At 70.4% G+C, this 17349-nt stretch carries 13 protein-coding genes and 4 pseudogenes; 11 read left to right on the forward strand and 6 right to left on the reverse strand.

Translation table 11 applies throughout. From position 1 onward, the window contains the following. Positions 1-146 precede the first annotated feature (146 nt). Together ACFJGX_RS03825 and ACFJGX_RS03830 are read left to right on the forward strand one after the other, a co-directional pair. On the forward strand, positions 147-836 hold the full coding sequence (locus tag ACFJGX_RS03825; RefSeq protein ID WP_382322654.1) for a DNA-binding response regulator: 690 nt from the start codon (positions 147-149) through the stop codon (positions 834-836). Continuing rightward, a complete protein-coding gene (locus tag ACFJGX_RS03830; protein ID WP_382322653.1) occupies positions 833-2617 on the forward strand; it encodes a hybrid sensor histidine kinase/response regulator in 1785 nt (594 codons plus the stop codon). Before ACFJGX_RS03825 ends, ACFJGX_RS03830 begins: the two co-directional genes overlap by 4 nt. Positions 2618-2995: 378 nt before the next feature. On the opposite strand, the gene ACFJGX_RS03835 is transcribed toward ACFJGX_RS03830, so the two are convergent. Next, positions 2996-3268, reverse strand: a complete 273-nt coding sequence (locus ACFJGX_RS03835; protein WP_382327781.1) for a hypothetical protein — start codon at positions 3266-3268, stop codon at positions 2996-2998. A gap of 527 nt (positions 3269-3795) precedes the next feature. Between ACFJGX_RS03835 and ACFJGX_RS03840 the strand changes: the two genes are divergently transcribed. Beyond that, positions 3796-5172, forward strand: coding sequence for a hypothetical protein (locus tag ACFJGX_RS03840; protein WP_382327783.1), 1377 nt, complete (start codon positions 3796-3798; stop codon positions 5170-5172). Positions 5173-5259: 87 nt separating this feature from the next. Then, the gene (gstA, locus tag ACFJGX_RS03845; RefSeq protein WP_382322649.1) at positions 5260-5865 is read left to right on the forward strand and encodes a glutathione transferase GstA; all 606 of its coding nucleotides are present in this window, start codon (positions 5260-5262) and stop codon (positions 5863-5865) included. 99 nt (positions 5866-5964) lie between these two features. Here the strand turns inward: gstA and ACFJGX_RS03850 are convergent. Continuing rightward, positions 5965-7186, reverse strand: a pseudogene (locus tag ACFJGX_RS03850) (YbfB/YjiJ family MFS transporter). A 118-nt stretch (positions 7187-7304) separates the two neighbouring features. On the opposite strand from ACFJGX_RS03850, the gene ACFJGX_RS03855 reads away from it, so the two are divergent. Further along, positions 7305-8657, forward strand: coding sequence for a transaminase (locus tag ACFJGX_RS03855; protein ID WP_382322647.1), 1353 nt, complete (start codon positions 7305-7307; stop codon positions 8655-8657). On the opposite strand, the gene ACFJGX_RS03860 is transcribed toward ACFJGX_RS03855, so the two are convergent. Together ACFJGX_RS03860 and ACFJGX_RS03865 are read right to left on the reverse strand one after the other, a co-directional pair. Beyond that, positions 8654-9256: a hemerythrin domain-containing protein gene (locus tag ACFJGX_RS03860; protein WP_382163599.1), complete on the reverse strand. Its 603-nt coding sequence runs from the start codon at positions 9254-9256 to the stop codon at positions 8654-8656. The genes ACFJGX_RS03855 and ACFJGX_RS03860 overlap by 4 nt on opposite strands. Before the next feature lie 87 nt (positions 9257-9343). Beyond that, positions 9344-11671 (reverse strand): annotated as a pseudogene (locus tag ACFJGX_RS03865) (heavy metal translocating P-type ATPase). Positions 11672-11812: 141 nt separating this feature from the next. Here ACFJGX_RS03865 and ACFJGX_RS03870 point away from each other — a divergent pair. The 6 genes from ACFJGX_RS03870 to minE all read left to right on the forward strand — a co-directional run bounded on the left by ACFJGX_RS03870 (position 11813) and on the right by minE (position 15550). Then, positions 11813-12010, forward strand: a complete 198-nt coding sequence (locus ACFJGX_RS03870) for a heavy-metal-associated domain-containing protein (RefSeq protein ID WP_382163603.1) — start codon at positions 11813-11815, stop codon at positions 12008-12010. Positions 12011-12137: 127 nt separating this feature from the next. Beyond that, positions 12138-12569, forward strand: a complete 432-nt coding sequence (locus ACFJGX_RS03875; protein ID WP_382163800.1) for a MerR family DNA-binding protein — start codon at positions 12138-12140, stop codon at positions 12567-12569. 64 nt (positions 12570-12633) lie between these two features. Beyond that, positions 12634-13257 carry a Spy/CpxP family protein refolding chaperone gene (locus tag ACFJGX_RS03880; protein ID WP_382327785.1) on the forward strand — a complete coding sequence of 208 codons (624 nt, stop codon included), beginning with the start codon at positions 12634-12636 and terminating at the stop codon, positions 13255-13257. A gap of 410 nt (positions 13258-13667) precedes the next feature. After that, complete coding sequence (gene minC, locus ACFJGX_RS03885) at positions 13668-14435, forward strand: septum site-determining protein MinC (protein ID WP_382322644.1); 768 nt, start codon at positions 13668-13670, stop codon at positions 14433-14435. A 35-nt stretch (positions 14436-14470) separates the two neighbouring features. Beyond that, a complete protein-coding gene (minD, locus tag ACFJGX_RS03890) occupies positions 14471-15286 on the forward strand; it encodes a septum site-determining protein MinD (RefSeq protein WP_291116397.1) in 816 nt (271 codons plus the stop codon). 3 nt (positions 15287-15289) lie between these two features. Further along, positions 15290-15550 (forward strand): cell division topological specificity factor MinE, encoded by a 261-nt coding sequence (minE, locus tag ACFJGX_RS03895; protein ID WP_204735402.1) that lies wholly within the window; start codon positions 15290-15292, stop codon positions 15548-15550. Positions 15551-16041: 491 nt separating this feature from the next. On the opposite strand, the pseudogene ACFJGX_RS03900 reads toward minE, so the two are convergent. Continuing rightward, a pseudogene (locus ACFJGX_RS03900) lies at positions 16042-16984 on the reverse strand (penicillin-binding transpeptidase domain-containing protein); the annotation flags it as partial. Further along, positions 16918-17085: pseudogene (locus ACFJGX_RS03905) on the reverse strand (hypothetical protein); the annotation flags it as partial. The pseudogenes ACFJGX_RS03905 and ACFJGX_RS03900, both read right to left, overlap by 67 nt. Positions 17086-17349: the final 264 nt, after the last annotated feature.

The following is a 17349-nucleotide window of genomic DNA, read 5'->3' on the forward strand; positions in this document are numbered from 1 at the left end:
AAACGTCCTCGGTGAACAGGGTGCCAGAAGATACCCCCCGCCGGTACCGCCCATGAGTCCAATTGACCGGCGGCGTCGGTGTCCACCGGCCGGGGTGACTTTCGTCACTTCCGCGATGCGCCCCCAGCGCCTAACATGCCCGCACCATGCATGCCCTGGTTGCCCCACCCGCCCACGCCGCGCCCGACCCGCACGGCGCCACCGGCTTGCTGGTGGTGGACGACCACGACCTGCTGCGCCTGGGCCTGCTCACCCTGGTGCAGGCCCACGCCACCGACAGCGGGCGTCAGATCAAGGTGCTGGAATCGCGCACCCTGCAGGAGGCGATGGAGCTGTACGGCCGCTACCGGCAGCGCATCGGCCTGGTGCTGCTGGACCTGCACCTGCCCGACGCCCACGGCCTCTCGGGCCTGACGGCCTTCGTCAAGGCCTTCCCCGAGGCGCCGGTGGTGGTGCTCTCGGGCGTGAACGACCCCGGCCTGATGCGCCACGCCCTCTCGCGCGGCGCGCGCGCCTACCTCGCCAAGTCGGGCGACCTCAAGGAGGTCATCGGCTACATCCGCTCGCTGGGCCTGTTCGGGCCCGCGCCGGCGCCCGGACCCGCCGCGCCCACCGAGCCGGTGCTGCGCAGCGTGCGCAACAACGCCAATGGCGAGTCGCTGCAGCTCACCGACCGCCAGGTGCAGGTGCTGGAATGGGTGCTGGCCGGGCAGTCCAACCGCGACATCGCCGAACGCGCCCACCTCAGCGAAGGCACGGTGAAGAACCATGTCTCGGCGCTGCTGCTGCTCTTTGGCGTGAGGTCGCGCGCGCAACTCATCAGCCTGTTGCGGTGAGCGAAGCCGACACCGGCGACCTGACCCAGCAGCGCGTGCTGCGCGAGCAGGTCGCCGCGCTGTACGCCACTTCGCTGAGTTCCACCATCGCCGACGCGGTGCTGGCCTGGGCCCTGTGCGCGCTGTTCTGGTGGCAGCTGCGCGACCCCCTGATCTTCGTGTGGCTGGGCCTGCACACCATCCAGGTGCTGCGCTACCCGCTCATCCACGCCTACTTCCGCGACCGCCAGGCCGCCGCGCGCAGCGCGTTCTGGGCCCGGCGACAGTGGCGCGAGCTGCTGTACTACAGCGCCACCTGGGGCCTGGCGCCCTGGCTGTTCATGCCGGCCGACGACCTGCCCATGACCACGCTGCTCATGCTCATCATGCTCGGCCTCATCAGCGGCGGCGTGCCGTCGGTGGCGCCACGCTGGGCCTCGGTGCTGGCCTTCGTGCTGCCCATGATGACCGGCCTGATCTCCGCCCTGCTCTGGCGCGGCGACCCCACGCACCTCTTCCTCGGCGCCTGCGTCGGCATCTACACCGGCGCCATGCTGCACTTCGCGCGCCGCCAGCACCTGCTGCTCACCGCCTCGCTGCAGATGCGCTTCGAGAAAGAGGCGCTGGCCGAGCAGCTCGCCGGGCAGATGGCCGCCACCCAGCGCGCCAGCGAGGACAAGACGCGCTTCTTCGCCGCCGCCAGCCACGACCTGCGCCAGCCGCTGCACGCCATCGCGCTCTTCGGTGCCGTGCTCGACAAGGAACTGCAAGGCCAGCCCACGCACGCCCACGCGCAGCGCCTCATGGGCGCGGTGCATTCGCTGGGCACCTCGCTGGACACCATGCTCGACGTCTCGCGGCTCGACGCCGGCGTGATCGAGGCCGATGTGCAGGACGTGCCGCTCAACACCGTGCTGCAGGCCCTGCACCCCTCGTTCGCCTCGCGCGCGGAAGAGCGCGAACTGCAGCTGCGCCTGCGCGCCACGCCGGTGTGGGTGCGCACCGACCCGCACCTGCTGCGGCGCCTGCTGGGCAACCTGATCGAAAACGCCATCAAGTACACCGCGCGCGGCGGCGTGCTGGTGGTGGCGCGGCCGCGCGGCGCGCAGGTCTGGATCGACGTGGTGGACACCGGCATCGGCATCGCGCCCGAGCACGCCGACCGCGTGTTCGACGAGTTCTACCAAGTCGACAACCCGGGCCGCGACCGCACGCGCGGCCTGGGCATCGGCCTGTCCATCGTGCGCCGGCTCTCCCTGCTGTTGAACCACCCGGTGCGCCTGCGCTCCTGGCCCGGCCATGGCACGCGCTTTCGCGTCACCGTGCCCCGCGCCAAGCCCACGCCCGAGCCCACCCTCTACAGCCCGCCGGCCACCCTGGCGGCCAGCCAGGCGCTGCCGCGCCGCGTGCTGCTGGTCGACGACGAGGCCGACATCACCGATGCGCTGAGTGCCTTCCTCCAGACCTGGGGCGTGGCCTCGGAGACCGCGCGCGACGAGGACGGCGCGGCACTCGCCCTGCAGGCCGCCGCTGCGCGGCAAGAGCCCTTCGACGCGATGCTCTGCGACTACCGCCTGGCCGAGGGCGCCGACGGCCTGGCCGCCTCGCAGCGCCTGCGCGCGCGTTTCGGCCTGGCGCTGCCCGTGCTGCTGATCACCGGCGAGACCGCGCCCGATCGCCTGCAGCGAGTGCGCGACTCGGGCGTGCCGGTGCTGTTCAAGCCGGTCGATCCCGACCGCCTGCTGCAGGCCCTGGCCCGCCTCGCCCCGCCGGGCACCGCCCCCGCCGCCTTCACGTCGTGACTTTCGGCACTGTCGCGCGCACCCGGCTTTGCCTATCGTGCGGACCCAAGGGCAGCCCCACCGCCCGGAGGTCTTCATGTTCGCTGTCACACCATCCCCACGCCCACGCCTGTCCCTGCCGCTGTGGCTCATCGCCTGTGTGCTGCTGCCCGCGCTGCTCGGCGCCTGCGGCGGCAGCAGCAACCCGCCCGAGGCGCCGGCCGAGCCCGAGCGCGTGACGGCGGTGATCGGCCCGGCCGGCGGCACCCTCACCGGGCCCGATGGCGCGCAGGTGGTCATCCCGCCCGGCGCGCTGCGCGGCAACACCACCATCGGCATCGCGCGCTCCAGCGCGGGCGCGCCGGTGCGCGACGCCTTCTGGCCCGCGCCCGCCGCCACCTACGAGTTCACGCCGCACGGCATCGCTTTCGAAACCCCGGTCACGATCCGCCTGCCGGTGCCCGCCGGCACCACCGGCCCAACGGCGTGGATGGCCTCCACCGACGCCGACTGGCAGGAGAGCGAGGCCACCCTCGCCGGCGGTTTCGCCAGCGTGCGGCGCAACACCTTCTCGTGGGGCATGGTGATCGCGGCCTGTTCGACCCCCGCCAACGCGCCACCCAATCCGGACCGCTGCTTCTCCCCACGCGGGCACACCAGCGTGGTGCGCAACCCCGGCAACGCCCTCACGCTCACCGGCTACTCCAACGCCTACAACAGCTCGGGCGGCTCCTACCGGCTCGACGCCGCGGCCACGCTGACCTTCACCGCGGTCTACAACCTCTGGCCCAGTTGCGCGAGCGCCCGCGTGACCATGGTCCGTCGCCAGCTCGACCGCCACCCGCAGGTGGTGGAAACGCTGTACGACCAGGCGAACATCGGCCTGACCCAGGGCGCCCACGGCGGGCGCGGCGCGGGTGGCACCACCGTGCTGCCGGTGCTCTCGCTCAGCCACCTCGACCAGGGCCGCCACGTGGTCGCCACCTACGTCGCCTGCCAGCGCGGCGACGGCTTCCAGGCGCGCTACTACGACGCCACGGTCATCAACGTGGCCGTCCCTGTGCCCACCACCACGCAGACCATCGGCGGCAACGTCAGCGGCCTCGCCGGCACGGTGGTGCTGCGCAACAACGGCGCGGACGACCTCGCCGTGAACACCGACGGCCCGTTCACCTTCCCCACGCCGGTGCGCAGCCGGCGTGCCCTACAACGTCACCGTCGGCACCCAGCCCGCCGGCCAGACCTGCACCGTGCAGAACGGCGGCGGCACGGCCAACGCCGACGTGAACAACGTCGCGGTGAACTGCACCGCTGGCGCGACCCAGGCCTGGCAGGGCGCGGCATTGATCGAGACGAACGACCTCGCCCGCGCCTTCAACCCCGTGGTCGCCACCGACAGCCAGGGCAACGCCTTCGCGGTCTGGGCGCAGGGCAACGGCAGCTTCGACAACATCTGGGCCGCGCGCTACACCCCAGGTGGCGGCTGGGGCACGCCGCAGGTGATCGACGACCACTCGGGCAACGCGACCGAGCCCCGGATCGCGGTGGACAGCGCGGGCAACGCCGTCGCCATCTGGGTGCGCGAGAACATCGTCTCCCACCGCGGCCTGGTCGCGGCGAGCTACACCGCCGGCACCTGGGGCGCGCCGCAGGACGTGGAAGGCAATGCCGGCCACGCGCGCGCGCCGCAGATCGGCATGGACGCCAGCGGCGCGGCCCGCGCGATCTGGATCCAGCACGACGGCAACTTCGAGCGCGTGCGCAGCGCCCGCCTGCAAGGCGGCTCCTGGGACTCGACGGGCTCGTCCATCGACGGCGGCACGGGCGACGCCTCCGACGCGCAGATCCAGGTGTTCGCCAACGGCAGCGCCCTGGCGGTCTGGACGCAGATCAGCGCGGGGGTTCCGCGGGTCTGGCACAACCGGTTCAACGGCGTCGGCTGGTCCAGCGCCGACCTGCTGGACGACAACAACACCAGCTTCAGCCTGGGCGCACCGGCCCTCGCGGCCGACGCCACCGGCAACACCATCGCCGTCTGGTCGCAGGGCACGGCCACCACCTCGTCCACCGTGTACGCACGGCGCTACGCCGGCGGCACCTGGGGCGCGGCCGAGGTCTTGTCGGGCGGCGGCACGGACAACAGCGCCCGGGCCCGGGTCGCGATGAACGCCAATGGCACGGCCACGGCGGTCTGGCAGGAATCGTTGGCCGACGGCCTGCGGACCTGGGCGCGCCGCCGCGTGGGCGCGGGCGCCTGGGGCGCGGCGGTGCGGCTGGACACCCCGCTGGGCGCGAGCGACAGCGAAGGCGAGCCCCAGGTGGCCATGGACCCCGCCGGCAACGCCACCGTGGTCTGGAGCCACACCCTCTCCGGCGGCAACCACCGCGACCTCTACGGCAGCCACCACCGCGTGACCACCGGCAGCTGGAGCGCGCCCACGCTGCTCGACGCGGTGAACACCGGCGGCGTCAACCGCTGCTCGGTGCGCATGGACGCCAACGGCAACGCCCTCGTGGTGTGGGACCAGGACACCGTCAACGCGCGGCTGGACATCTGGGCCAACGTGTTCCGCTAGGGCCCTGGCGCAGCAGGAAATCCCGGGCGCCGGTAGCATCGGGCCCGGTGCCGCCATCCGGCGGCGCCTTCCTGAGGACGACCACACATGAAGCTCTACTACTCCCCGGGCGCCTGCTCGCTCTCCCCGCACATCGCCCTGCACGAAGCCGGCCTGGCCTTCGAGGCCGTGCCCGCGCCCACCAAGACGCACCAGCTGCCCGACGGCACCGACTACTACACCATCAACCCGCTGGGCTACGTGCCCCTGCTCGAACTCGACGGCGGCGAGCGCCTGCGCGAAGGCCCGGCCATCGTGCAGTACATCGCCGACCAGGTGCCGCAGAAGAACCTCGCCCCGGCCAACGGCACGCTGGCGCGCTACCACCTGCAGGAATGGCTGAACTTCATCGGCACCGAGGTGCACAAGAGCTTCTCGCCGCTGTTCAACCCGGCCACGCCCGACGAGGTGAAGACCGCCACCAAGGACAAGCTGGGCCAGCGCCTGAAGTGGGTCGACAGCCAGCTCGCCGGCAAGCAGTACCTGATGGGCAACGACTTCAGCGTGGCCGACGGTTACCTGTTCACCGTCACCAACTGGGCGCCGCGCGTGGGCGTGGACATCACCGGCCTGGCCAACCTCACGGCCTACCGCGCCCGCGTGGGTGCCCGCCCGGCCGTGCAGGCCGCCATGAAGGCCGAAGGCCTGATCTAGAGAAGCACCCCCCGCGCCGCCTGCGGCGTCACCCCCTCCAGGGGGCGTGCCTGGCGGCCCGGCAAAGCCGGTTCCACGGGCACCCTGGAGGGCGTTGTCTCACACCAGCGCCTTTTGCTTCATCGCGAACGCCGCGCCCAGCCACAGCGCGACGGCCGAGAACACCAGGCCGCGCGCCAGGCCGCCCGGGCCGTCGGCGATGAAGCCCACCACCGTGGGGCCGACGATCTGGCCGGCCGCGAACACGATGGTGAAGGCGCTGATGCCCGCGGCCCACTGCGCGGGCGGCAGGTTGTGCCGCACCAGCGCGGTGGTCGAGGCCACCACCGACAGGAACACCCCCCCGAACACCAGGCCCGAGGTCAGCACCAGCGGCCAGCTGCTGGTGAGCGCCGGCACGATGGCCGCCACGCCCAGCAAGGCGTTGAGCCGCGCCAGTGCCTGGCCGTCGCGGTGCCGGTCCAGCAGGCCGGCCCAGATGCGCGACGAGGCCACCACCGCCACCCCGAGCAAGGCATAGAACAGCGTGATCGAGCCGGACGAACCGCCCTGCTCGCGCAGCAGCGCGATCACGAAGGTCATGTAGCCGATGTAGCCCACGCCAAAGCCCGCGTAACCCGCGAGCGAGAACACGAAGTCGCGCACCTGGAACACACGCCCGCCGCCCGCCTGCGCGCTGGCCGATGGCACGGCGTGAGCGGCCAGCACGCGCGCCGGCCAGGCCATGAGCGCGGTGGCCAGCAGGCAGACCAGCGCCAGCCCCCACCAGGCCCAGGCCCAGCCGTGCGGCTGGGACGCCGCCGCCAGCACCGGCGGCACGCCCAGCGCCGAGACCACGATGCCCAGCCCCGTGCCGCCGTAGTACAGGCCCAGCAGGAAGCCGCTGCGCCGCGGCTGGCGCGCGCCCAGCCGCGCGGCCAGCAGCCCGCCCACGATGAACACCACCGCACTCGCCACACCCGCCAGCAGGCGCTGCGCGAGCAGCGGCGCGGCGGCCGTGAAGAAACCGCTCAGGCCCATGAACAGCGAGGCCAGCAGCGAGCCCGACAGCAGCAGGCCGGTGGGCGAAAAACGCCGCATCAGCCAGGGCGTGGCGCAGCGCGCCGATCAGGTAGCCCAGCGCGTTGAAGGTGTTCATCGCGCCGGCCAGCGTGTAGCTCCAGCCCAGGTCCTCGCGCATCGGCGGCAGCAGCAGGCCGTAGGCGAAGCGCGTGATGCCCAGCGACACCGCCGCGCCGAGCGAGAGCGCCAGCGCGAGCCGCACGTAGGGCGTGGTGTCGGGCACGTCGGTGAGGGAGACGGGTTCGGTGCGTGGGTTCATGGCTGGGCCATTGTGGTTCAAGCGGTGCCCCACCGCACCGGTGCCAATTCGGCGCGCAACGAAATGTCCACTGCCACGCAGCGGCCCCACACCGCACCACCGCGCTTAAGCTGGCGCCATGCCCGACCCTCGACACATCGCCGCGCTCCAGCAAGCCGAGCGCGAACGTTTCATCGCCACGCACCCGCAATCCCTGGCACTCGCCCAGGCCGCGCAGGCCCACTACCTGTTCGGCGTGCCCCTGCACTGGATGCGCGACTGGCCCAGCCCCGCCGCGCTGTTCGTGCGCGAAGCGCAAGGCGCCTCGCTCACCTGCGTGGACGGCCTGCGGCACACCGACTTCTGCCTCGGCGACACCGGCGCCATGTTCGGCCACAGCCCGGCACCGCTGGCCCAGGCCATCGCGCAGCAGGCCGCGCAAGGCCTCACCTGCATGCTGCCGGCGGCCAACGCGGTGGCGGTGGGCGAAGGGCTCGCGCGCGTGTTCGGCCTGCCGATGTGGCAGCTGGCGCTGACCGCCAGCGACGCCAATCGCTTCGTGCTGCGCTGGGCGCGCGCCATCACCCGGCGGCCCCAGCTGCTGGTGTTCGACGGCTGTTACCACGGCGCGGTGGACGACACCCTGGTGGACCTGGACCCCGCGACCGGCCGCACGCTGCCGCGCGCCTCGGTGCTCGGCCAGGTCCACAACCACGCGGCCTTCACGCGCGTCGTGCCCTTCAACGACCTGCCCGCGCTCGAGGCCGCGCTGGCCCGGGGCGATGTGGCCTGCCTGCTGGCCGAGCCCGCGCTCACCAACTTCGGCCTGGTGCCACCCGCGCCCGGCTTCTGGGACGCGGCGCGCGACCTGTGCCGCCGGCACGGCGCGCTGTTCGTGTGCGACGAAACCCACACCATCTCCACCGCGCTGGGCGGCTACGCGCGGGCCCACGCGCTGGAGCCCGATTTCCTGGTGGTCGGCAAGGCGGTGGCCGGCGGCCTGCCCTGCGCGGTCTATGGCTTCACCGCCGAGATGGCCGACCGCATGGCGCGCGCCAAGGACGCCGCGCCCGAAGGCCACAGCGGCATCGGCACCACGCTCTCGGGCAATCCGCTCACACTCGCCGCGCTGCAGGCCGCGCTCACCCACCTGCACACCGATGCCAGCTACACCCCCATGCTGGCGCTGGCCGAGCGGCTCGAAACCGGTTTGCGCGAGCGCATCGCCCGCGCCGCCAAACCCTGGACGGTGACGCGCCTGGGCGCGCGCCTGGAGCTGCAGTTCATGCCGCACACCCCGCGCGACGCGCAGGACGTGCGCGACCACGCCCAGGCCGGACTCGAAGCCCTCACCCACCTCTTCATGCTCAACCGGGGCGTGCTGCTCACGCCTTTCCACAGCATGATGCTGGTCTCGCCCGCCACCACCGCGCAGGACGTGGCGCACTTGCTGCAGGTCTTCGACGCGCTGCTGACCGCGCTCGCGGCCTAGGCCTCGCCCAGCCCCAGCGGCGCGGGCGCGCGCAGCACGATGCGGGTGAACAGCCGGTCGAACTGCGGGTCGCGCGGCCTGCGCGGGTTCAAGGGGTCGGTGTGCCGGGTGAAGGCCTCGTCCAGCACGGCCCAGTCCGCCTCGGTCAGCACCTTCTCGGCCACCGGCAGCAGGGCGGTTTCTTCCAGCCGCATGTGGTCCAGATAAAACGCCACGTAGCGCTGCGCCTCGGCCACGAAGGCCGGGCGGTGCAGGTCGCCCATGTACTCCCAGGCCATCAGCAGGTGCATCAGTTCGCGCACCCGCATCTCGCCGCTCATGTGGTCGCGCTCGAGCTGTTCGATGGTCGGCATCAGCTGCGGCGCCGCGCGCGCCAGGCGCGGGAAAAGCAGGTTGGATTCCTTGGGGTGGTGGTTCTTCTCGGGGAAGGCGTCGATGTAGAACAGCATCGCGCGCAGCACGTCGAAGTAACGCTCGGGGCCACCCTCGCCGGACGCATCGGGGCCGATCCGCACCATCTGCGACAGCGTGGTCAGCATCGCGCTCAGGCTGGCGTGCTCGTCAAGGATCACGCGCACGGCGTCGTGTGTCGTCGTCATGGGAAGTCTCCTCCTCCTGCAGGAGCCCCGAGCATCGCGCGGCGGCCGCGCGCGCGCCTTGACGTGCATCAAGCCTTGAGCGCGGGCTCAGCGCTGCGGCGGCTTCCAGCGCTTGAGCAGCAGCGCGTTGCCGACCACGCTCACCGAGCTCAGGGCCATGGCCGCGCCCGCCACCACCGGGCTGAGAAAGCCCAGTGCCGCCAGCGGGATGCCGGCCACGTTGTAGGCAAAGGCCCAGAACAGGTTCTGCCGGATCTTGCGCACCGTGCGGCGCGAGATGTCCAGCGCGGCCGCCACCAGCAGCGGGTCGCCGCGCATGAGCGTGATGCCGGCGGCGTGCATCGCCACGTCGGCGCTCGCGCCCTGGCTGTGGCTCATCGGCCATGCCCACGTCGGCGGCGGCCAGCGCGGGCGCGTCGTTCACGCCATCGCCCACCATGGCCAACGGTGTGCAGGCGGTCGCCCACCACGGCCGCGCGCAACTTGCGCACCACGGTCGCCTTGTCGCCCGGCAGCACCTCGGCGATCACCTCGTCGTGGTCCGCGCGCAGGCCCAGCCGCGAGGCCATCGCCAGCGCCGCACCGCGGTTGTCGCCCGAGACCATGAACAGCCGCATGCCCTGCGCCCGCAGGCCGGCAATGGCCTCGGCCGCGCCGGCCTTGGGCTCGTCACCGAAGGCCAGCAGGGCCAGGGGCGCCCAGGTGGCGGCCGAGGCCGCATCACCCGGCGTCTGGCTGGCCAGCACCGACACCGTCGCGCCCTCGGCCTGCAAGGCCTTGGCGCGCTCGTCCAGCGGGCCCAGCTTCGCGCCGAGCTCACCCATCCAGCGCAGGCTGCCCAGGGCCAGCAGCGCGCCGTTGACGCGCCCCTGGCTGCCCCGGCCCGAGACCGCCTGCACGTCCTGCGCGGCGTCCGGCGCCACCTTGATGGACCTGGAGGCCGCGGCCTCCAGCACCGCGCGCGCCAGCGGGTGCGCGCTCTGCGCCTGCAGCGCCGCCGCCACCTGCAGCACGGCGATCTCGTCCACGCCCGGTGCGGCCTCGATCACCGTCAGGCGCGGGTGGCCCTCGGTCAGCGTGCCCGTCTTGTCGAAGGCCACCGTGTCGACCTTGTGCGCGATCTCCAGCGCCTGCGCGTCCTTGATCAGGATGCCGTGCTGCGCCGCCACGCCGGTGCCGGCCATGATGGCCGCGGGTGCTGCGCAGGCCCAAGGCACAGGGGCAGGCGATCACCAGCACCGCCACCGCGTGCAGCAAGGCCTCTTCCATCGGTGCGCCAGTCCCCAGCCAGCCCAGCAGCGTCACCAGCGCGATCACCAGCACCACCGGCACGAACACGGCCGCCACCTGGTCCACCATGCGCTGCACCGGTGCCTTGCCGGCCTGCGCGTCCTGCACCAGGCCGATGATCTGGGCCAGCACGCTTTGCGCGCCGACCGCGCGCACCCGCACGTCCACCGCGCCCTCGCCGTTGAGCGAGCCGCCGGTCACGCCATCGCCCACGTCCTTGGACACCGGCAGGGACTCGCCGGTCAGCATGGACTCGTCGGCCTGGGTGTGCCCCTGCACCACCGTGCCGTCGGCCGCGAAGCGCTCACCCGGCAACACGCGGATCACATCGCCCGGCAGCAGCTCGTCCACCGCCACATCGGTGGTCTCGGTGCGGCGAATGCCATCGGGCAACAGGTGGGCCCGCTCGGGCCGCAGCGCATGCAGCGCGCGGATGGCCGTGGTGGTCTGGCGCTTGGCGCGCGCCTCCAGCCACTTGCCCAGCAGCACCAGCGTGATCACCACCGCCGAGGCCTCGTAGTACAGGTGCGGCACCTCGCCCGCTTCGGCGCGCCACCACAGCCAGGTCGACAGCGCCCAACCGGCCGTGGTGCCGATCGCCACCAGCAGTTCCATGTTGCCGGTGCGCGCCTTGAGCGCGTGCCAGCCGGCGCGGTAGAAACGCGCGCCCAACACGAACTGCACCGGCGTGCGCAGCAGGAACTGGATCCAGGCCGGCAGCATCCAGTGCTGGCCGAACAGGTCCCCCACCATGGGCAGCACCAGCGGTGCCGAGAGCAACACACCGATCAGCACCGGCAGCAGGTCGCGCGGCACGCCCATCACGCGCTCGGTGTCCTCCTCGTCCAGGGCTTCCAGCGTGCGCGGCTCGTAACCCGCGTCGCGCACGGCGCGCTTGATGCGCGCCAGCGATTCGGCCTCGTCCACGCCACTGAGCGTGACGCGCGCCGACTCGGTGGCCAGGTTCACGGTGGCGTCGCTCACGCCCGGTTGCTTGCGCAAGGCCTTCTCGACCCGCGTCACGCACGAGGCGCAGGTCATGCCACCCACACCCAGATCGATCTGGGTCAATGGATAGGTCGAGAAGGTGGCACCGGCGTCGGGAGAGGCAGCGATCGTGTTCATGGGGTCAGCATAAGCTTTACCACCATGGGAAGGTCAAACGCGCTTGTAGCGAACTGTGACAGCGCGACCACCGCTTGACCTTGACACCATGTCAAGGATCACAATGGCTTCATGTTCCATCCACCTTTGAAGAAAGACACCATGAAACAAGTCCTCGATGTGCACGGCATGACCTGCGGCCACTGCGAAAAGTCCGTGACCACCGCCATCAAGCTGCTCGATCCCCAGGCCGAAGTCCGCATCGACCGCGGCCAGAACCGCGTCGAGGTGAACAGCACGCAGACGCGCGAAGCCCTGGTCGAAGCGATCCGCGAAGAAGGCTACCAAGTGGCGGCCTGACCCCATGCGCACCGACCGCTTTCTGCACGCGCTGGCCCCCGCCGGCGAGCAAGACCCGGGCGACGCGCTGATCCACTGGCCGGTCAGCATCGGCAAGGCGGCGCAGCTCAGCGGCATCTCGCCCAAGATGCTGCGCCACTACGAGAGCCTGGGCCTGCTCACGCCCGTGCCCCGCACCGACAGCAACTACCGCCAGTACAGCCTGGCCGACGTGCACACGCTGCGCTTCATCCGCCGTGCGCGCGACATGGGCTTCGGCCTGGACGCCATCACCGAGCTCGTGAGCCTCTGGCACAACCGCCGGCGCAGCAGCGCCAGCGTCAAGCGCATCACGCAGAAACACCTGGACGAACTGGCCCAGCGCATCGAAGCCCTGCAGGCCATGCAGCGCACGCTGGACCAGCTGCTGCACCTGTGCCCCGGCGACGACCGACCCGACTGTCCCATCCTCGACGACCTGAGCCACCCCGCTTGCACAGTTGCTGCAAAAAGCAGCACAAAACTTTACAAACCCGCCACATCGGCGGCACGGGGTGGAAACACGCGCGCCAGACACTGAAACCACTCCGCAGCCCGACACCTGTCCTGTGGAGATCCATCCTCAACAGACACCAGGAGTCCTCATGAAATCGCTTCCGAAACGCGCGCTGATCGCCACCACCCTGGCCACCGCCCTGGTGGGCACCTTCGCCACCGCCCTGGTGCAGGCCTCGGCCCTGCACCCCTCGGCCCTGGCCGCCGGCACGGCCAACACCGTCACCGTGGTGGCCCAGGCCGACACGGCGGCCAAGCCGGCCGTCAAACCCGCTGCCCCCACCGCCGAGCAGCGCGACCAGAAACGCGCCGAACGCCACGCCCAGATGCAGAAGCGCATGGCCGAGCGCCAGGCGGCCTTCAAGGCCGAGCTCAAGCTCACCCCCGAGCAGGAACCGGCCTGGAACGCCTTCATCGCCCGCACCCAGCCTCAGGTCGGCGCCATGCCGCGCCAGGGCACCCGGGAAGACTGGTCCAAGCTGACCACCCCGCAGCGCCTGGACAAGATGCAGGCCCTGAAAGCCGAGCGCGACGCCGCGATGGCCAAACGCGTCGACGCGATCAAGAGCTTCTACGCGGTGTTGAACGCCGATCAACAAAAAGTCTTTGATTCAAAACACCTGGGCGGCTTCCAGCGCGCCGGCATGCACCGCGGCCACCGGGGTGAGCATCGGCACCACGGCGAGCAACCGGGCGTGAAAAAGCCGACCTGAACAGGCGCCCGGACCGCGCCGGGTTCCCGTTCCACTATTCTTCTAAATCTTTAAATACAAAATAGCAGTAGTAGTAGAGGGCGCTGTCCGGTGTGGACAAGCGCCCTTTTTCTTGCTGGATCAAGGACTTGGCTCGCTCAGAAGCCTGTGTGAAGGGCACGGTTCCTTGGCGCTCGAAACGGGGATAACAAGGCAGTTACCCACTTTTCTGTGGATAACTCATGCGTTGTTAAAAAATTATTCACAGGTTTGTGCAAAACCCGCTCGTCGGTTGCTGAAACATGCCCTGACACCTGCACACCTTCCCGGGCCAAAACCCGTCAACCCGGCTGGTAAGATGCGCCGCTTCACAGCCAGACCTGCCGACCCGGCGTTCCTGCGGCTGGCCCGTTTTTGGATCTGTTTCGCCCATGTCTGTCGCCCTCGCAGGAAACGCGCCCGCCACCTTCGAAATCAAGAGCGCCCACCTGCCTTTGGTGGCCCTGATGCTCAAGTCGTCCAACCTGGATCTCCTGGCGCAGGAGTTCGCCCAGCGTTTTGGCGACATGCCCGATTTCTTCGACCACGATCCGGTGGTCATCGACCTGCACCCGTTGAACGTGGCCGAGGCCCATGCCCTGCCCGACTTCGGCGCGCTGCAGACCTTGCTGCGCCAGCACCGCCTCACGCCCCTGGCCGTGCGCGGCGGCACCATCGAACAGACCGCGCTGGCCGTGGCCGCCGGCCTCACGCCCGCGCCCGATGCCACCGTGCAACGGGCCGCCCCGTCGGCGGTACCGACCGAGACCGCCTCGCCGGAACCCGTGGCCGCGCCCCAGCCGATGCCCATGCCCGGTGCGCTGGTGATCGACAAGCCCCTGCGCTCGGGCCAGCAGGTTTACGCGCGCGGCCGCGACCTGGTGGTCATGGCGATGGTCAACCCGGGTGCCGAGGTGATCGCCGACGGCAACATCCACGTGTACGCGCCGCTGCGTGGCAAGGCCATCGCCGGTGCGCGCGGCTACGGGGAGGCGCGCATCTTCGCGCTGTCCATGGCGCCCGAACTCATTTCCATCGCCGGCATCTACCGCACCAGCGAAGTGGCCTTGCCCGAATCGGTCCAGGGCAAGACCGCGCAGGTGCGCCTGGTGCCCGGGCCCGATGGCGACAAACTCGTGATCGACGCCATCGGCGTCTGAGTCTCACCCCTTATTCGAATCGAAGGACTTTCACCATGACCAAGATTGTTGTCGTCACCTCCGGCAAGGGCGGCGTGGGCAAGACCACCACCAGCGCCAGCTTCGCCTCGGGCCTGGCCCTGCGCGGCCACAAGACCGCCGTCATCGATTTCGACGTGGGCCTGCGCAACCTGGACCTGATCATGGGCTGCGAGCGCCGCGTGGTGTACGACCTGATCAACGTCATCCAGGGCGAGGCCAACCTGAACCAGGCCCTGATCAAGGACAAGCAGTGCGACAACCTGTTCGTGCTGGCCGCCAGCCAGACGCGCGACAAGGACGCCCTGAGCCAGGAAGGCGTGCACAAGGTGCTGACCGACCTGTCGGCCATGGGCTTCGAGTACATCATTTGCGACTCGCCCGCCGGCATCGAGACCGGTGCGCTCATGGCGATGCACTACGCCGACGAGGCGCTGGTGGTGACCAACCCCGAGGTCTCCAGCGTGCGCGACTCCGACCGCATCCTGGGCATGCTGGGCAGCAAGACGCAGCGCGCCATCGAGGGCAAGGAGCCGATCAAGGAACACCTGCTGATCACGCGCTACAACCCGGGCCGCGTGGCCGATGGCCAGATGCTCTCGCTCAGCGACATCCAGGACATCCTGCGCATCAAGCTGATCGGCGTGATCCCGGAAAGCGAAAGCGTGCTGACCGCCTCCAACCAGGGCATGCCGGCCATCCACCTCAAGGGCACGGACGTGGCCGAGGCCTACAGCGACGTGATCGACCGTTTCCTCGGTGCCGACAAACCACTGCGCTTCATCGAGGCCGAAAAAGTGGGCTTCTTCAAGCGCCTGTTCGGAGGGAAGTAAGGCATGTCGATCCTGTCTTTCCTGCTGGGTGAAAAGAAGAAAACCGCCAGCGTCGCCAAGGAGCGCCTGCAGATCATCCTGGCGCACGAGCGCAGCGGGCGCAGCGCTTCCGAGCCCGACTACCTGCCCGCGCTGCAGCGCGAGCTGGTCGCGGTGATCGGCAAGTACATCAAGATCAACCCGGACGACATCAAGGTCCAGCTCGACCGCCAGGACAACCTGGACGTGCTCGAGGTCAAGATCGAGCTGCCCGACCGCAAGTGATCGATGGCGGATCGGGTGAACTTTTGCAGTTCGCGCCTCCGATTCCCCATCTCGGGCCGTTTTCAGCCCACTTCATGCCACCGGTGCGCGGAACATCCGCCAATTCCTAGACTCCATGTTCTAGGGGGTGGCGCCGGCTTGCTGGCGTGATGCGGTGGAAGAGCCGCACCCATCCCGGGTTTCGCGGCGCTGCTATGTTCTTGCTGGAAGGGTGCAAGGACGCGGTTTCCAGCTTGTCTGGCTTCTCCTCTGGGCCTGTTTGTTGGGGCAAATCGGGGCCGAGCAACGCCGCTTTTTCATTCCCCCGGGGCCGGGATGCCGCTGCGGCATTCGAACGGGCCCTGGATGAAGGTGTGGGGCTCGACGGTGCAGGGGCCCTCCAGGGATTCCGGGTAGACGTAGTCGTCGCCCCATGGCACCAGGTCCGCCGGCATGCGGCGCTCCTGCTCGGGCCGCTGGGCGACGGCGACCTTCATGTAATCCGTCCAGACGGGCAATGCCAGGCTTCCCCCGGTCGCGTTGCCCAGGCTGCGCGACTGGTCGTACCCGATCCACACCACCGAAGCGACGCCCGATGAATAACCGGCGAACCAGGCATCGCGTGCGTCGTTGGACGTGCCGGTCTTGCCGGCTGTGTCCTCGCGCCCGAGTGCGCTCGCTCGCCGCCCCGTGCCGTGCCGCACCACGTCGCGCAGCATGCTGTCCATCACGTAGGCATTGCGTGGGGAGATCACCTGGCCGCGGGGCGACACCGGCGGCGCTTCGTAGAGCACCGCACCGCCGCGCTCGCTCACCTTGAGCACCAGGCGGGACTCGACCCGTTCTCCTTCGTTGGCGAACACCGCGTAGGCCTCGGTGAGCTGCAGCGGGGTCACCGCACCCGCGCCCAGCGCCAGCGGCAGGATCGGAGGATTGAGCTCGGCCGCGAAACCGAAACGGGTGGCGAACTGCTGCACATATTCCGTGCCGGCGGCGTCCATGAGGTTGACCGCCACCACGTTCTTCGAGCGCGCCAGGGCCCGCCGGGCCGTGATGAAGCCTTCGTACTGGTTGCCGTAGTTGCGCGGTCGCCAGGCCTTGCGGCCGCGCGCCGAGGGCGTGACCAGCCGCTGCGTGTCGTCGACCAGGGTGCCGGGGAAATAGCCTTTTTCCAGCGCGGCGGAAAACACGAAGGGCTTGAAGGTCGATCCCGGCTGGCGCACCGCCTGCACCGCGTGGTCGAACTGGTTGAACGCAAAGTCGAAGCCCCCGGCCAGTGCCAGGATCTCACCCGACCTCGCATCGATGGACACCAGCGCGCCCTGCATCTGCGGCAGCTGTGTCAGCCGCCAGCGCCCGGCCGTGTCGGCCACGACACGAACGACGGCACCCGGTTCGATGCGCCTGCGCGCCGGTGCGTCGGGTTTGAGCAGCGCGCTGCTGCCCGGGCTCAGCGTGTGGCGTGCAATGCGAATCACGGTGCCGTCGCGCAGGGCGGCCGTGATGCCGGCGGAGGTCGAGGCTTCCAGCACGGTGCGCCACGCGCAAGGCGCCACTGTCCCGGTAGGGCGCGAGGGCCCGGCGGATGCCGGCCGGGTCGTCGGCCTGCACGGCTTGCTTCAGATGGCCTTCCGGCCCCGCGGGGCCGCGCTGGTGCTGTGCATTCAACAGGCCGGCGCGCAAGGCATGGGTGGCGGCGCGCTGCTCGGCCACGTGGATGGTGGTGGTCACATCCAGGCCCCGCGAGTAGGCCTCGTCCCCATAACGCTCCACCAGCATCTTGCGAACCTGTTCGACCGCGTAGGCCGATGCCGGGTCGG

It is taken from the genome of Hydrogenophaga sp. UC242_50, assembly GCF_042697355.1.
Lineage (GTDB): Bacteria > Pseudomonadota > Gammaproteobacteria > Burkholderiales > Burkholderiaceae_C > Hydrogenophaga.

Excerpts from the sequence above, each read along its gene's own strand:
- ACFJGX_RS03825 (WP_382322654.1), top strand. The coding sequence starts at position 147 with ATGCATGCCCTGGTTGCCCCACCCGCCCACGCCGCGCCCGACCCGCAC.
- gstA (WP_382322649.1), top strand. The coding sequence starts at position 5,260 with ATGAAGCTCTACTACTCCCCGGGCGCCTGCTCGCTCTCCCCGCACATC.
- ACFJGX_RS03855 (WP_382322647.1), top strand. The coding sequence starts at position 7,305 with ATGCCCGACCCTCGACACATCGCCGCGCTCCAGCAAGCCGAGCGCGAA.
- ACFJGX_RS03860 (WP_382163599.1), bottom strand. The coding sequence starts at position 9,256 with ATGACGACGACACACGACGCCGTGCGCGTGATCCTTGACGAGCACGCC.
- ACFJGX_RS03870 (WP_382163603.1), top strand. The coding sequence starts at position 11,813 with ATGAAACAAGTCCTCGATGTGCACGGCATGACCTGCGGCCACTGCGAA.
- ACFJGX_RS03875 (WP_382163800.1), top strand. The coding sequence starts at position 12,138 with ATGCTGCGCCACTACGAGAGCCTGGGCCTGCTCACGCCCGTGCCCCGC.
- ACFJGX_RS03880 (WP_382327785.1), top strand. The coding sequence starts at position 12,634 with ATGAAATCGCTTCCGAAACGCGCGCTGATCGCCACCACCCTGGCCACC.
- minC (WP_382322644.1), top strand. The coding sequence starts at position 13,668 with ATGTCTGTCGCCCTCGCAGGAAACGCGCCCGCCACCTTCGAAATCAAG.
- minD (WP_291116397.1), top strand. The coding sequence starts at position 14,471 with ATGACCAAGATTGTTGTCGTCACCTCCGGCAAGGGCGGCGTGGGCAAG.
- minE (WP_204735402.1), top strand. The coding sequence starts at position 15,290 with ATGTCGATCCTGTCTTTCCTGCTGGGTGAAAAGAAGAAAACCGCCAGC.